Raw genomic sequence first — 15,515 nt, 5'->3', positions numbered from 1 at the left:
AAGTCCAAACCGGCGAGGAGGCCGGTAACGGGAGGAATTATTGGCGCAATATGTCTTACGACGCCTGGTCCAGTCGCTTTTTGTTCTCGCCGGGCTGACGATCGTCGTGTTTTTCGTGACCCGTCAGATCGGCGACGTCGCCCGCCTGATGTTGCCGATCGATGCGACCGAGCAGCAGTATCTGCAGATGCGACAGGTGCTGGGCCTTAACGATCCCCTCATCGCGCAGTTCGGCTACTACGTGCTGGACTTGCTGCGCGGCGATTTCGGCATGTCGCTCTGGCAGAACGTACCGGCCATGGGGCTGGTTCTGTCCCGTTTTCCTGCAACCGCGCTTCTGGCTTTCGCAACCCTGACCTTCGCGTTCGCTATCGCACTTCCGGTTGGCATCGGCGCAGCATTGAAGCCGGGGTCGATCTTCGACCGGCTGGCGACGGTCATATCGATCTTCGGTCTCTCGGTGCCGACGTTTTGGCTGGCATTGCTGCTGATCACGGTGTTTTCCGTGCAGCTCGGCTGGCTCAAGACGTCCGGCTACGGCGGCTTTGAATATCTCATCCTGCCGATGCTGGCGATCTCGGCACAGAGCATCGGTCGCCTCGCGCAGGTGGTGAAGACCAGCATGCTGGATGTTCTGAATGCCCAATATCTGGTGACCGCCCGCAGCAAGGGGCTGTACGAAAGCGTCATCGTCATCCGTCACGGTTTGCGAAACGCGCTGCTGCCGATCGTCACCATACTGGGCGACGAGATCATCGGACTGCTGAACGGTTCGGTCGTGATCGAGGTCATCTTCGGTTGGCCTGGCATCGGCAAGCTGACCATCGACGCCATCGAGCGGCGCGACTTCGCCGTCATTCAGGCAAGCGTCATCTTCGTGGCGCTGACTGTCATCGCGGTAAACCTGATCGTCGATCTCGCCTATGCGTGGCTCGATCCGCGCATCCGGTATTCGTAGAGGTGGATTGATGGCTGTTGTGACTTCTTCCCGTGAACGCGATACAGGTCGGCGTCGCAGGCCGCTCTCCAACTGGTCCCTGTTGCTGCACGACCCGGTCGCGCTCACAGCCGTCATTTTCCTGCTCGTGGTAACAGCCGGGGCCGTATTCGCAGACCAGCTCGTTCAGCTGGGCGTTCTGCTGGATCCGCTCAAGCAGAATCTGCTCGGCCGCAACAAGCCCCCGATGTTTGCAAGCAATCTGGGGCTTCATGTCCTCGGTACAGACCAGCTGGGCCGCGATCTCCTGGCACGCCTGATCTTCGGCGCCCGCATCTCACTCGGCGTCGGCTTCATTACTATCATTATTTCCAGCGTGATCGGCATTACGCTGGGTCTGATCGCCGGCTATCGGGGCGGACGGACGGACGACATCATCATGCGTCTGGTGGATATCCAGATGGGTTTCCCCCAGATGCTCCTTGCGCTCATCATCATCTATTCCGCCGGGCCGAGCATCGCAAATCTGGTCCTCGTGCTGGCACTGACGCGCTGGATGGCGATTGCCCGCGTCACCCGGGCGACGACCCTGTCGCTCAGCCAGACGCTTTTTGTCGAGGCCGCGCGCTCGCTCGGCGCGACGCATCTGCGCATCGTGGTGTTTCACATCCTGCCCAACCTCACATCGACTTTGCTGATCCTCATCTCGCTGGAGTTCGGCCGCGTTATGCTGTCGGAGGCGGGACTAAGCTTCCTCGGCATGGGTATCCAGCCACCGGACGCCTCCTGGGGCCTGATGCTAGCGCAGGGACGATCCTACATCGACTCGGCCTGGTGGCTGGTGACCTTCCCCGGCCTCGCCATCGCGCTGACGACGCTGTCGACCAATCTGCTTGCGGGCTGGGCGCGCAGCGTCAACGATCCGATCTATCGCAAACGCATTGCTGCCCGGCTGACCAAGCATTGAGGCAGTTGTCATCTGCTTGACAGCGCCGTTTGTCCAAACGGGCGCAATCTTCGTCTACAGAAAAGCAGCGCCGGAAAAGGCGCAAAGAGGAGGAGACATAAATGATGAAAATGAAGCCGATTCTTCCATCATGTCTTGCGGTCACCCTGAGCGTATTTGCCGGCATTTCGGCTCTGCCGCTCGCCACCGGGACCGTGTATGCCCAGACTGCCGCAGCGCTGACGGTCGCGATCGGGGCTGAGCCCGCGACGATGCTGCCGCGTGATGCATGCCGCTACGAAACCAATTTCGTGACCGACAACATCTATGAACGCCTTACCCAGCGTGCAGCCGACGGGTCGGTCGTCGGATGGCTGGCGGAGAGCTTTCAGCAGACCGACAAGGTCACCTGGCGGTTCAAGCTGCGGCCCGGGATAAAGTTCTCCAACGGCGAGGCGCTGGATGCCACGGCCGTCGCCGAGACGATCAAGTATTACTTCGACCCCAAAATGTCGAGCCGTTGCCGCGGTGATTACAGCACCATCGAAAGCGCCACGAAGATCGACGACATGACGGTCGATATCAAGACCATGTCGCCAGACCCGACGCTGCCGAGCCGGCTGCTCAAGCTCTACATCATGGCACCAAAATGGCTGACTTCGACGAGCGATGAGGCCACCGCGACCAGCGCGATTGGGACCGGTCCCTATACGCTGTCGGAGTGGGTCAAGGGCAGCCACATCACCCTCAAGGCCAACCCGAACTACTGGGATGGCAAGAACAGACCGACGATAGAACAGGTGCGCATCGTCTCGCGCTCCGAAGCGGCCGTTCGGGCGGCAATGGTGCGGGCCGGAGAGGCCGACATCGCCGTCAATATCTCCCAGGAGCAGGCAAAGCCCCTGCCGAAGTCCGTGGCGGAACATACGACCGAGGCCGTATTCCTCCGTCTGAATGTCAAGAACCCGGTTCTTGCCGACGTCAACGTGCGCAAGGCGATTTCGCAAGCGATCGACACGGCTACCATCCGGCAGGCGCTCTATCCGGGTGTTTCGACGCCCCTGAACGGCCAGATCATCCGGCCCTCGGCGCTCGGCTTCAATCCCGACCTCAAGGAATATCCCAGCAACCCGGCCGAGGCCAAGAACCTCGTCAGCACCGCGGGAGCAACCGGCAAGCAGCTCAAGCTGATCGTGCGCACCGACCTCATTCCGAATGTCAGCGAACTTGCCGAGGCCATGCAGGGCATGCTGCAGGAGACGGGCCTCAAGGTCACGCTGGTCCCGATGGAAGCCGGCCCCTGGCGCGACCTGCTGTTTGCGAACAAGGAAGGCCAGGAGCGAACCGACATGATCATCATTTCGGCGAGCAACATCCAGTTCGACACCAGTCGCGTGATGAACTTCTACTACGGAACCGGCCAGTTCTCGCATTCCGACGATGTGGCATTCCAGGCCGGCATGGACAAGGCGGCCGTTCTGAGCGGCAGCGAGCGGGTCACGGCCTATCGCAGCCTCTGGGCGGATGCCTATGGCAAATACTGGGTCATCCCGATTTTCGGCATCGACTACATCCACGGCCTGTCCGCCCGGACGACCTGGACGCCGCGCGACGATGGCTTCGTGTATTTCAACACTGTAAAGCTTTCCCGGTAGCGCAATCATGGGGGCATAAGGTCAGGAACCTGTGTCCCGCCCTCGTTTTGATGGCAATCAGATGATCATTCTTCTCGACGAAGCCTATCGCGAAGGTGTTGGACACCGGTTTGACGGGCACGATGTGCGTTACTTCCCTAGCAGCATCACCGACCCCCACGCACTGGCGGAAGCGATGCGACCGGCGGATGTCGTGGGCTTCCGCCGCGTCCTGCCATTCGCCTTCCAAAGGGACATGGTGACGGAGGCGCCCAACCTGAAATTCGTCCATCGATCCGGCTCGGGAGCGGACTGGTTCGATTTGGGTCTGCTATCGAAGCTCGGGATACTTGTGGCGGTCAACAGCGGCTTCAATTCCCCAAGTGTAGCCGAACACACCGTCCTGCTGACGCTGCTCACCCTGCGGCGATCGCTCGATTTCATCGACAGCATGCGCGAAGGCAAATGGCTTCGCGACCTGCCCGGTGCGCAGCCCTTCATGCTGAACGGCCGGACCGTGGGCATCATCGGCGTCGGCGCGGTTGGCGGCAAGGTAGCACGCGCCCTGCTCGGCCTCGAGGCCCGCGTCATCTGCTATCAGCGCGACCGTGAGGTTGCCCTGCCGGCCGGTGCGCAATGGGCGGAGCTCGATGCGATCTTCTCGACTGCCGACGTCATCTCGCTGCACGTCCCGCTGGTCGAGGAGACGCGGCAGATGATCGACCGACGCGCGCTTGGCTTGATGAAGCCGACCACCGTGCTCATCAACACGTCCCGCGGCCAGATCGTCGACCAGGCCGCCATGATCGAAGCGCTGCAGACCGGAGGGCTTCGCGCCGCTGGCCTCGACGTGTTCGAAGATGAACCACTCGCGCCCGACCACGTGCTGCGCAGCATGCCGAACGTCATTACCACGCCCCATGTCGGCGGCGCGGGGATCGAGATCGTGGAGCGGCAGGTCGAAGGGACATTGTCCAATATCGCCCTCTATCTTTCCGGCGCCCGACCGGAACGGCTCGTCAATCCGGAAATCCTCAAAAGAAATGTTCTCAGGGCGCGCCACCTGATGATCTCCGCCATCTGAAAGGACCGACCGATGACTGCCACGATGCTGACGCCCCAGGATTTCAAGAAATCAGTCGTGGCCGTGCCGCCGCTTGCACTGACTGCGTCGCTCAAGGTCGCACCGGAGCCGAACGCGCTGCTCGCCCGCCATATCGTCGATGGTGGCGTCAATATCCTGCTTTATGGCGGGAACGCCAATCTCTACCACTTCGGACTGGACGACTACGCGGACGCGCTGGCCGCCATGGCGGACGCGGCGAACATGGCCCATGTCATCACCTCGATCGGTCCAGACTACGGAAAGATGATGGATCAGGCGCCGCTGGTGGAGCGCTCGGGCCTGCGCAATGTGATGCTGCTGCCGACCGGCTTTCCATCGGACTCTCACGGTGTCGGCGATGGCATCCGACGGATCGCGGCACGGCTGGGGTTTGGCGTGATCGTCTATCTCAAGCGCGAGATGTATGTGCGGCCCGAAGTTCTGGAAAAGCTCATCGCCGAAGGGGCGGTCCGGTTCGTCAAGTATGCGGTCGAACGTTGCGATCCGGCGGATGATCCTTACCTCGATTCCGTGCTTTCGGCTGTCGGCCGCGACCTGGTGGCAAGCGGAATGGGCGAGACGCCGATTGTCGACCATGTGGGCCGCCGCGGTGTCGCCACTTTTACATCTGGGGCCGTCTGCATCGCGCCGGCCGCCGCCATGGCGTTGCTTGACGGCCTGCGCGCCGGTATCGAAGTCGACATCGAACCCTTTATCGACTTCGAGCGCGTCCGGGCAAGTTTTGGCGGCATTCAAGTCCTTCATAGCGCCATCAGCGCCTCCGGCATTGCCGACATGGGGCCGATGATGCCGATGGTTTCCGTCGTCAAGGAGCGCAACATGCCCGAAGTGTTGCGGGTGTTGGAGGCATTGCGCCGTATCGAAGACATCGCGCGAAAAGCACGTCAACACCAGTCCGCATAGTTCAAGCGCGGGCTGAGGCAAGCAGGGCCTCGACCCCGGCCTCCATGTCTGCGCGATACTTGACCTTGACCGGCGACAGCATCGGCATTTGACGGCCCATGGCTGCAATTCCGGCGTGTGTGACAGCGTCGTGCAGGACCTGGATCGGACCCAGCATGGCGCGCACGCGCTCAAGCTCGAGCACCGGCGTGAGTAGTCGACGGGCGAGAGCCATGTCACTGATGGCGATCGCTTCTACGACCGCGCGGATGCGGGCCGGTACAAGCGCCGCTGCGCCTGATGTGATCGCACCAAACCGGCGGACAGCCAGATGATCGAGGATCGCAGCCTCTCCCAGTCCGCCGATCATGCGCTCGCGCGTCATGACCTCGATGACCCGGTCGAGATAACCGTCATCTCCGGGATTGGGCATCTGAACCGAATAACGGGCCGCAACGATCGAGCCTTCATCGAGCAGCTTGCGAAGCGTCACCGGCCGCAGGTGATTGTCCCGAATGAGATCCACGATGACGCCTCGGCCCAGACGGTCGGCGATATGGCGGATGCCGTCGGCTGTTCCGTGCGTATCGGCCGGTGCGTGGATCGGCAGCACCAGCACGTCCTTCAGGCCTGACCGCTCGATGAGCGGCGCCTGATCCAGCATGCGGCCAAGCTCGGGGCCGATCCCAATCGTCACCGGCCCGTATCGTGCTGCCTCGCCGGCCAGATCGAGCACGGTTTCGAACTGTGCGAGGCTGAAGGCCGACAGGTTTGCATTGCCGCTGAACAGCAATTCAGGAACGCCACCTGCCCGGACATGTGCTGCGAGCCGCAATGTTTCGGAGGCATTGACGGACAGATTGTCGTTCAATGCGACAGGCAGATCCGCGACGAGACGGACCACCGGCTCAGTCCCTGCCATGGCCGAGGCTCGCGAGCGAGACATACCGGCCGAGTTCGGCGGATTGCCGCAGCGCGGTGGTGAGATAGATGGATTCCAGTGCCGATGGGCCGCTGACCAGTGTCGTGGAGCGCCGTGCGGGGTCCCTCAGATTCCAGGCCAGATCCTGGAAGACGTTGAGCGGTGGAGCTTCGGGAAGAATGGCTTCGACATCCTCGTCGGGCATGACCCAATGGGTCACCTCATTGCCCTCGATCGTGGCCGCGCCCCTTACCCCATGCACCTGCGCCCGCTTCAATGTCCCGCCGCCGCCATAGCGGCCGGCACGCAGCCCTGAATTGAAGGTCGTCGTGACCGTCAGGGTCGCGATGGACTGGTCGGCAAACCGGATAATGGCGCTTGCCGCGTCCTCCGCTTCGATATCATGCGCGTAGGTGCCGCTGAGGGCGCACACACCCTCGACTGCACCCTGGTACCAGAGAAGGTGGTCGATCGCGTGGACGCCCTGGTTCAGGAGGCAGCCGCCGCCGAATTCCGCCTTGCCGCGCCAGCCGGAGCCCTCGTCGTAATAAGCCTGCCCGCGCAGGCATTTGTTGGCGTATTCGCCTTGGATCAGACGGCCTAGGCGCCCCTCAGCTATCGCCTTGTGAACCCGGTAGGGAGCTGTGAGGTAACGCGTATCGAACTCGACGACGAGATGCGTTCCCGCGGATCGTGCCGATGTCAACATCGCCCGGCCTTCTTCCAGCGTGACGGCCGTCGGCTTACTGACGACCACGTGCTTGCCGGCCTTCGCTGCGGCCGCCGCGATCGGCCCATGCAGGTCGGTCGAGGTGTACACCGCAACGACATCGACGTCATCGCGGTCGATCATGCGGCGCCAGTCGGTCTCGGCGGCCGCGTCGTACCGGTCCGCGACGGCGCGTGTCCGGCTGGCATCGCGGCCACAGACGACGGTCAGTTGCGCCTCCGGCGTCTGCTGGAGCATCTGGCAGCGGCTTTCGCCGAAGGCGGTTCCAATGACCCCGACGCGCATCATGCCACCTCGTTGGTCTTGATGAAGTCCCAGTCAATATCCCAGCCCATGCCGGGGCCGGTCGGCACATGGACGTTACCGTCCTTGTCCATCGCGTCGTCGATGGTCGCGAGCCAGGGGGTGCGTTTGGTATAGTCGATCAACGGGTGCAGCAGGCCGCGTTCGTAGTAACGGCCGGGAATCTGCATGGCGCCGAGCGCGTGCAGCGTCGCCGCGCCGTTTTGGTGCAACTCAATCGACATGCCGTTGGCCTCGGCCAGATGGATCGTCTTCATCACCGGCGTAATGCCGCCGACATCGAGGACGCCGGTCCGGAGGATGTCGCAGGCGCCGGCCCTTATCCATTCCGCCCGCGTCCAGATCTGCCCCGGCGCAGTCTCCGGCCCGCAGATGTCAAGGTCGAGTTCGTCGCACAGCCATTGGTAGGAGCTGACGCTCGCCTCCCGCATCGGCTCTTCCATCCAGAGGAAGCCGAGTTCCTCGATGGCGCGGCCGATCCTCTTTGCTTCCTGGCGGCTGTACTGGTGGTAGGGATCGAGCATCAGATGCATGCTGTCGCCGACCCGCTTGCGCACCTCGACGCACATGGCGATATCCCGATCGACGGAAGGCGCGCCGGGTACGGGTGGCATCCATGGATGCATCTTCAATGCGGTGTAACCTTCATCGCGGCACTGCACGGCAAAATCGGCATAGGCTTCCGGGCTGTTCAGCCCGCCGGGCATGTCGTGGTCGCCGCACATCGTGCTCGCATAGGCCGGGATCTTGTCGCGGAAGGCTCCGAGTAGCCGGTAGACGGGCTGGCCGAAGGCGCGCCCGGCAAGGTCCCACAAAGCGACATCAACAAGCGCCATCTGCGCGTCGTTTAGAGTGGCGCCGTTGCCCCGCTGAAGCTCGGAAAGCTTCTGCCAGATCTTCTCGCGATAGAGCGCGTTCTCGCCGATCAGCATGGGCCTCAGCGTGCGCTCTGCGAGATCGGGAGCAATCCCGAAAGCATAACCCTTCGCTCCGCCGCGCGTCTCGATCTCGAAAAGCGTCTGCAGGGCTTCGTTCGGCGGACCCGGATGGGAATGGCCGAAGCCGCGCCGGATGAAGGAGGTGTATCTGAAGGTCCGGACACCGATCCGGGCGATCTCCCATTCGCGGCCGGAAATGTCACCATCGGGTTTCATGTCTTTTGCTGTCATGGTTGCATCGCCATTATCTTGAGATCCTCGGTGGAAACTTCGTTGAGGAGCGGTTCGCCGTGCATGAGGCGGGTTATGTTGTCCCCGATCAGCGCAAGGGCGCGGCGGCGGGTGCCGAAGGTCGTCCCTGAAAAATGCGGGGTCATCAGCATATTGAACTGGTGGAACGGCAGATTGGCGGGGTACCCGTCGCGTCCGGAACCATCCTCCTCCTCATGCCACCAGCAATCGAGCGCGGCGCCGGCGAGATGCCCGGATCGCAGCGCCTCGAACAGCGCCTGCTCCTCGATGACCGGAGCGCGGGTGATGCAGACGAGATAGCTCGCCGGCTTCATCGCGGCAAAGCGCCGGGCGTTGAACATGCCTTGGGTCAGCGCTGTCAACGGCGCAGTCATCAGAACGTAGTCGGCCTGAGCCAGGGCCGTTTCGAGCCCATCGAAACCGTAGGCGAAGGCGCGGGCATGACGCCGGTCGGCATAAGCGGCTGGATTGCGCGTCACCATGCCGACCGACATGCCCATGGCCTCCGCCCGGCTGGCGGTCGCCTGCCCGATGCTGCCGTAACCGACGATCGCGAGTGTGGCACCATGGAGTTCCGGGCCGCGCTTGCCATCCCACAGACCCCGCTCGACCAGTGCCGCATGGGCGCGAAGAACCTGCCGCGACAGCATGGTCATGGCCATGATGGCATATTCGGCGATGGCGATGTCGCCTCCGTCGGCGGTGGCAAGACGGATGCCACGGGCCTTCATGAGGTCCGGTATGCCGTCCCGCAGCAAGAGATCGACGCCATGCCCCGTCAGGTTGACGAGTTTGAGGCCGGTTGCCGCCTCCAGCAGTGCGCGGCTCGCGGTACGCATCAGGCCGGTATGTACGTCGAGTGTCGGCGCAAGGTCGAGCCTCTGCCGCTTCGTCAATCTGCTGCCGCCTTCGATGACCTCTATACCTTCGGACCAGGCATCGATGACTGGCCGCTCCTCGGGCGGGATATCCCAATCGACAAGAACGCGCATGAAATAATCCTAATAAACGGTCTCGCCTTCCAGCGAAGGCGAGGAGTCGAGCAGCAGCCGGGTATAATCATGGGCCGGCGCGGTGAAGATACGTTCGGTTTCCCCGTGCTCCACGATCTGGCCGCGGTACATAACGATCACCCGGTGGGCGATGAGGCGCACCAGCGCCAGATCGTGGGAAATGAACATGCAGGTGAAACCGAATTTCTCCTGCAGGCCCATGAGCAGCTTGATGACCTGCGCCTGGATCGAAACATCGAGCGCCGAAACCGGTTCGTCGAGGATAAGAAAATCCGGCTGGAGCGCCAATGCGCGGGCGATGGCGACGCGCTGGCGCTCGCCGCCGCTGAGCCGCGCAGGATAATAGCCGGCATAGCTTTCAGGAAGGCCGACTTGCGACAGCAACTCCCGTACGCGAGCCTCCCATTGCGGCTTGGCGACGGTATTTAGATGGACGCGCCAGGGATCGGAGATCAGGTCCTCGACCCGCCGGCGCGGATGTAACGAAGCGTAGGGGTCCTGAAAGATCATTTGCATGTGCTGGCGCATCCGCCGCATCTCTTCCCGCGGCAGCCCGAAGATATTGCTGCCACGGTATAGAACCTCTCCACCGCTGGCATCGATCAGCCGCAGCACTGCCCGCGCCAGTGTGGATTTGCCCGAGCCGGATTCCCCGACCACCGCGAGGATTTCCCCTTCACGGATATCGAAGCTGATATCGTCGAGTGCCTTGACGGAGCCGAAATGCTTGGTGAGGTTGCGCACAGACAGGACATTCGCCGATTTTGCCGCAGACATATCCGCTTCAGGCATGGGCGATCTCCTCGGCGAAATGGCAGCGGCTCTCGCGATTGGGCAGAATGCGCCGCAGCTCTGGGGCCTCGTCCGTGCAGCGTGCCTCGGCCCGCGGACAGCGAGGCGCAAAGGCGCAACCGGCAAAACGCGCGGCCTTGTCCGGAGGGCTTCCGGAAATCGGCTGCAGTTGCGACCAGTGGCGGACCGAGCCGGGATTGGAGGCAAGCAGCGCCCGCGTGTAGGGATGCGCCGGCCGCACAAAGATGTCGTCGACAGTGCCGCGTTCCACGATGCGCCCCGCATACATGATGATCAGGGAGTGTGCCACCCGCCGGGCGACAGCGAGATCGTGCGTGACGAAAAGCAATGCCATGCCCGTATCGGCGCGCAGGCGGTTGATCAGGTTCAGGATGCCGGCTTGCACTGTGACGTCGAGCGCCGTGGTCGGTTCGTCGGCGATCAACAGCTTGGGTTTGAGCGCGATCGCCATGGCGATGCAGATGCGCTGTCGCATGCCGCCGGAAAACTGATGAGGATAGTCCTTCAGCCGATTTTCTGGCTGCGAAATTCCGACCTGTTCCATCAGCCGGATAGCTTCGGAGCGCGCCTGATGGCGAGACCAGCCGAGCCGAACGGTGAGGATTTCCATGATCTGATCGCCGACGGAATAGACCGGATTGAGCGCATCCAGCGAATCCTGGAACACCATGGCAATGCCCGGCCCGCGCACCGCCTTCATATCCGCCTCGCTGCGCCCGACAAGCTCCTCGCCTTCGAAGCGCACCGAACCCTCCACCCTGCCGGGCGGGTTGATCAGCCCCATCACGGCCTTGCCGGTGACGCTCTTGCCGGAGCCGGATTCACCCAGAACCGCAACGCTTTCGCCCGGCGCAATGGTAAGGTCGATGCCCCGGACGACCTGTGTGGGTCCGAAACGCACCCCTAGGCCGGAAATGGAAAGGAGCGAAGGCTTCAACGCGTGCATCATGGACGGGCCGCCTCTTCGCCAGTGTGCGCCGGATCCATGGCGGTAGCCTGCATCGGATCGGCGTCGGCGCGCATCCAGTTGGACAGGAGGTTGGCGCAGAGCGCGGTGATCAGGATGGCGGTTCCGGGAAAGACGGTCGCCCACCAGGCGCGGGTGAGATACTCCCGGCCTTCCGACACCAGTGTCCCCCAATCAACATCGGGGCGCTGCAGGCCAACGCCGAGGAAGCTGAGGCCGGCGGCGGCAAGCATCACGCTTGCCAGTTCCAGCATGGCGACGGTCATCACCGTCGGCACGACGAGCGGAAAGATGTCGCGCCAGATGATGGCGCTGTCTCGTGCTCCAAGCGCCCTGGAGGCTTCCACGAAGACGCGTTCGCGCAGTTCCAGCGTCTGCGCCCGCGATACGCGCAGGTAGACCGGCAGGCGGGCAATGGCAAGGACGAGGACGAGATTGACGACGCTCGGGTCGAGCACGAAAAGCACCGCGAGCGCCAGCAGCAGCGAAGGGACTGTGACGATGATATCACTGATGCGCATCAGGATTGTATCGACGATGCCGCCGAAATAGCCGCTGATCATGCCGATGGTGGTGCCGATGAAGCAAGCAAGCGCCACCGTGGCCCCGGCGACGAGGAAGCTCGTGCGGGCTCCGACGACCAGCTGGGCCAGCACACTTCGCCCGAGTGCGTCAGTGCCCAGCATGTAGCCCCAGCCATTCTTGAGGCTGAAAGGCGCGAAGAAACGCAGGCGCAGGTTCTGGGTGTCTGCAAAATCCTTCACTAGCGGCGTGCCGACAAGCGCAACCACGACAAGCAGGCAGAGTAAGGTCGCGCAGCAGAGTGGGAGCGGCGAGCGGAGCAGACGTCCCGACCGCCCGGTCAATAGACGGGTTCGTAAGGGCAGGGCGGGTGCGGGAGTGTCGAGGGCCGCCATCTCAGGAAATCCGGATGCGGGGGTCGGCCACGGCATAGACGAGATCGACCAGAATATTGAGAAGGATGACGGTGAGGCCGACCACGAAGACGCCGGCCTGGATGACGGCGAAGTCGCGGGTGTAGACCGCGTCCACCAGGATCTTGCCGATGCCCGGCCAGGCGAAGACCGCCGAGACGATCACCGCCCCGTTGACCATGCCCCCAGCCCGGTCGCCAGCGACCGTGATGATGGGAAGTGCCGCGTTGCGCAGCGCGTGCCGGAAGGCGAGCCGCCGCCAGGAATAGCCGCGTGCTCTCGCGTTTTGCACATAGCCGGCATTCAGCGTCTCGAGCATGGCGCCACGCACTACCTGGGTGAGGACGCCGACCGGATGCAACATAACGGTCGCGACTGGCATGACCCACGACAGCGCGCTTGCCTGACCCGATGTCGGCAGCAGTCCGAGATTGACCGAGAAGACCAGCACGCAGACCAGCGCGAACCAGAAGTCCGGAATGCTGGCGATGAAGAGGGAAAATGCGGTGATCACATGATCTCTTGGCGAATTGGGCTTCAGCGCGGCAAATGTACCAAGCGGAATGGATATCAGGAGCGTCAAAGTCATGGCGACGAAGGCGAGCAGGATGGTCTGCGGCATTGCCGAAAGCGCAGCGACGGAGGCCGGGCGCTGCTGGGCGAGCGATGGCCCGAAATCGAGTTGCAGCGTATGGGTCACGAAATTGCCGAACTGGACCAGCAGGGGCTGATCGAAGCCGTTCTGGCGATTGAAGGCTTCGACCATCGCATCGGTGGCATCGACCGGCAGATAGAGTGCCGCCGGGCTTCCGGTCAGACGGGCGAGAAAGAAGACCAGCATCATGACACCTACGAGTGTCAGAAGGCTCGCGAACAATCGCGCACTGAGGAATTTCAGCATTGTATCCGGTCCAGTCGATGCGGAATGCAATCTTTATTTGCGTGTCACGTCTGCGAGATGGATCTCGATATCGGTAAAGCCATTGGCCTTGTAGGTGACCTTGCTGGACGTCAGCAGCCGGCTCTGCAGTGCCGCGATCGGCAGGATGATCTGCTGCTCGTAGGCGGTCTTGGAGATGGCCCGGTAGGCATCGATGCGCGCTTGGCCGACCAGCGTGCCGGCCTGTTCCAGCCGCTTGTTCAAGTCAGCGTCGCTCGCCATGCTGAGCCGTGCTTCGCTCCCGAAATAGGTGGGGAAGGAAAGCGAAGCGTCGCCGGAAACGTTGTCATGCGTCACCGTCAGCAGGTTCACCGGCTGGTTAGCGGAGTCCGGCTTGCGGGCCCACGGGCTCCAGGCGACCGAGTCCACCGTAACGAGGTTCACGTTGAAGCCGACATTCTTGAGCATCTGCTGGATTGCCTGCGAGACCTCGCCGATGCCGGCAAAGAGGTCGGCGCGGGAAATCAGCTCGATGCGTGTATCCACCGGCACGCCTGTGGCTTTGGCATCAGCCAGAAGCTTCTTGGCCTTGTCGACGTCGAAAGGCAGGCCCCTAAAGCCAGGAATGTTGCCGTTGATGAGGGGGCTGACCAATTGGCTGGCCGGCGTTGCCGCCTTTTCCATCAGAACTTCGGTCAACGTGTCCTTGTCGATGGCATGAGCGAGCGCCTGGCGAACGCGAAGATCGTTCAGTGGCGGCTTCAGCATCATCGGTCGGATGAAAAACACGCTGTTGGTGGAATATTCCTGCGCGTTCTGTTGGCCGTCCGCTTCGTGGAAGGGGATGTCGATAGCGATGTCGGCTTCGCGCGTCTTGACCATCGAGGCGCGGATGGTCGCCTCGCCGCGCCAGACATAGGTTGCCTTCGCGAAATCGACCGGCTTGCCCCAATAGCTGTCGCTGGCCTGCAGCACGATCGACTGGCCAGGCTCGCGCGAGACGAATTTGTAGGGACCGGTGCCGATCGGCTGAGTACTCTTCTTGTCCTTAGCTGTCTTGGGCGAGGGCAGATCGACATAGGCCATGCGCGCCGGCAGGATCGGATCAGGCGTTTTGGTGGTGATCTTCACCATCTTGCCCTCGACCGAAGCCGACGTGGGTGTTTTAAACAGCGGCAGGGTGTTGCAGTTCAGCTCGGCGCTCATCATTCGGTTGATACCGTAGACGGCGGCGTCTGCATCGAGCGGCGTACCGTCGTGGAATTTGACGCCGTCGCGCAGCGTGAACAGCCAGTTGTTGTCGTCGACGCGCTTCCATTCAGTCGCCAGAAGCGGGATCACCTCTCCGCCCCCATCCGGGCTGAGCCGCGTCAGGCCTTCAACCACATTGCCGCGCAACACCCGAGCATTGGCATTGGTGCTGTCGTCGCAAGCATCCATCGACGTGGGCTCTGAGGGAAGTGCCAGGACGATCGCCCCTTCGGCCGCCAATACTGGTGCCGCCAACGCTGTCGCGACAAGGCATGCGGCAACGCAAGACCGCAGTGCAGCCTCAATTCTCAGAATCATGATTCCCTCCCTGTAGCGGCAGCTCACTTACAAGAGTGTCATCCAGCTCACGCCGGGCACCGTGCCCGCCAATTTCGGCATACATCGTCTAAAAAGCTGTCACCCAGCCGACAGGTCATGTAATCATATCAAGCTCTCAACTTATCATATGTGTAAGAACGAACGCGGCCCGCACCTATCACTATTTTTGGTTCTCGAGGGGCAATTCCTGGCTCACGGGAGGACAGGCGACACGTGTGGGGGATTCCTTCCATCGTGATTGACGCACGCGTACGATGAGTGGGGCCATATGTCATAATATGGGGAGCTCGGAAATCGGTGACGACTTGCAATCAGGTCGGCGGGGAAGGGAACGCAGTTGAAATGGTCACCCGGCCCAAGGGTCGAAGTTCTGGGTATCACCCTTCAAGATAAAGAAAACTGGGTTGTTTCTGCCACTGCGGAACCTGTCGGTGTCTGCCCGGATGGCGGAACGCGAAGCCGGAACCGGCGCGGCTGGCACAACCGCTGCCTCCAGGACTTGCCAGTTCAGGTCAAGTCGTGAAAATCGAGCTTGCACTGAACCGGTGGCAGTGTAGACACCCGAAATGCGGGCGACAAACCTTCACCGACAGGTTGCCTGAGATTGCTTCACCCTACATGCGACGAACTGAACGGATGGCTGAGAT

The 15,515-nt window shown here is 62.2% G+C and carries 14 protein-coding genes; 5 read left to right on the top strand and 9 right to left on the bottom strand.

Annotation, left to right across the window (positions count from 1 at the left end; translation table 11 throughout):
* Positions 1-40: 40 nt before the first annotated feature.
* The 5 genes from RG540_RS28925 to RG540_RS28905 all read left to right on the top strand — a co-directional run bounded on the left by RG540_RS28925 (position 41) and on the right by RG540_RS28905 (position 5,546).
* Positions 41-958 (top strand): ABC transporter permease, encoded by a 918-nt coding sequence (locus RG540_RS28925; RefSeq protein ID WP_041365661.1) that lies wholly within the window; start codon positions 41-43, stop codon positions 956-958.
* Positions 959-968: 10 nt separating this feature from the next.
* Positions 969-1,904, top strand: a complete 936-nt coding sequence (locus RG540_RS28920) for an ABC transporter permease (protein ID WP_080725127.1) — start codon at positions 969-971, stop codon at positions 1,902-1,904.
* Between the two features lie 101 nt (positions 1,905-2,005).
* Entirely contained in the window at positions 2,006-3,538 is a 1,533-nt protein-coding gene (locus tag RG540_RS28915) for an ABC transporter substrate-binding protein (RefSeq protein WP_041365656.1), read from the top strand.
* 61 nt (positions 3,539-3,599) lie between these two features.
* Complete coding sequence (locus RG540_RS28910) at positions 3,600-4,601, top strand: NAD(P)-dependent oxidoreductase (RefSeq protein ID WP_051909892.1); 1,002 nt, start codon at positions 3,600-3,602, stop codon at positions 4,599-4,601.
* Positions 4,602-4,613: 12 nt separating this feature from the next.
* Positions 4,614-5,546 carry a beta/alpha barrel domain-containing protein gene (locus RG540_RS28905; protein ID WP_041365654.1) on the top strand — a complete coding sequence of 311 codons (933 nt, stop codon included), beginning with the start codon at positions 4,614-4,616 and terminating at the stop codon, positions 5,544-5,546.
* Between the two features lies 1 nt (position 5,547).
* Here the strand turns inward: RG540_RS28905 and RG540_RS28900 are convergent, their stop codons facing one another.
* From RG540_RS28900 to RG540_RS28860, 9 genes are read right to left on the bottom strand one after another with little or no spacing between them, the layout of a single operon-like run.
* Positions 5,548-6,447: a beta/alpha barrel domain-containing protein gene (locus RG540_RS28900; RefSeq protein ID WP_051909891.1), complete on the bottom strand. Its 900-nt coding sequence runs from the start codon at positions 6,445-6,447 to the stop codon at positions 5,548-5,550.
* A complete protein-coding gene (locus RG540_RS28895; protein WP_051909889.1) occupies positions 6,434-7,465 on the bottom strand; it encodes a Gfo/Idh/MocA family protein in 1,032 nt (343 codons plus the stop codon). The genes RG540_RS28900 and RG540_RS28895 overlap by 14 nt, the downstream gene beginning before the upstream one ends.
* Complete coding sequence (locus RG540_RS28890; RefSeq protein ID WP_245291497.1) at positions 7,462-8,649, bottom strand: mandelate racemase family protein; 1,188 nt, start codon at positions 8,647-8,649, stop codon at positions 7,462-7,464. The genes RG540_RS28895 and RG540_RS28890 overlap by 4 nt, the downstream gene beginning before the upstream one ends.
* Entirely contained in the window at positions 8,646-9,662 is a 1,017-nt protein-coding gene (locus RG540_RS31320) for a 2-hydroxyacid dehydrogenase (protein ID WP_051909886.1), read from the bottom strand. Before RG540_RS31320 ends, RG540_RS28890 begins: the two co-directional genes overlap by 4 nt.
* Before the next feature lie 9 nt (positions 9,663-9,671).
* Complete coding sequence (locus RG540_RS28880) at positions 9,672-10,475, bottom strand: ATP-binding cassette domain-containing protein (RefSeq protein WP_244446728.1); 804 nt, start codon at positions 10,473-10,475, stop codon at positions 9,672-9,674.
* Positions 10,468-11,445 carry an ABC transporter ATP-binding protein gene (locus RG540_RS28875; RefSeq protein WP_244446727.1) on the bottom strand — a complete coding sequence of 326 codons (978 nt, stop codon included), beginning with the start codon at positions 11,443-11,445 and terminating at the stop codon, positions 10,468-10,470. The genes RG540_RS28880 and RG540_RS28875 overlap by 8 nt, the downstream gene beginning before the upstream one ends.
* Positions 11,442-12,380, bottom strand: a complete 939-nt coding sequence (locus RG540_RS28870) for an ABC transporter permease (RefSeq protein ID WP_080725126.1) — start codon at positions 12,378-12,380, stop codon at positions 11,442-11,444. The genes RG540_RS28875 and RG540_RS28870 overlap by 4 nt, the downstream gene beginning before the upstream one ends.
* 1 nt (position 12,381) lies before the next feature.
* Entirely contained in the window at positions 12,382-13,299 is a 918-nt protein-coding gene (locus RG540_RS28865; RefSeq protein ID WP_041365652.1) for an ABC transporter permease, read from the bottom strand.
* 33 nt (positions 13,300-13,332) lie between these two features.
* Positions 13,333-14,847, bottom strand: a complete 1,515-nt coding sequence (locus tag RG540_RS28860; protein ID WP_080725125.1) for an ABC transporter substrate-binding protein — start codon at positions 14,845-14,847, stop codon at positions 13,333-13,335.
* Positions 14,848-15,515 lie beyond the last annotated feature (668 nt).

The organism is Neorhizobium galegae bv. orientalis str. HAMBI 540 (genome assembly GCF_000731315.1).
Lineage (GTDB): Bacteria > Pseudomonadota > Alphaproteobacteria > Rhizobiales > Rhizobiaceae > Neorhizobium > Neorhizobium galegae.
The sequence above is the reverse complement of the archived record's forward strand: the minus strand, read 5'-3'. Positions and strand labels throughout refer to the sequence as shown.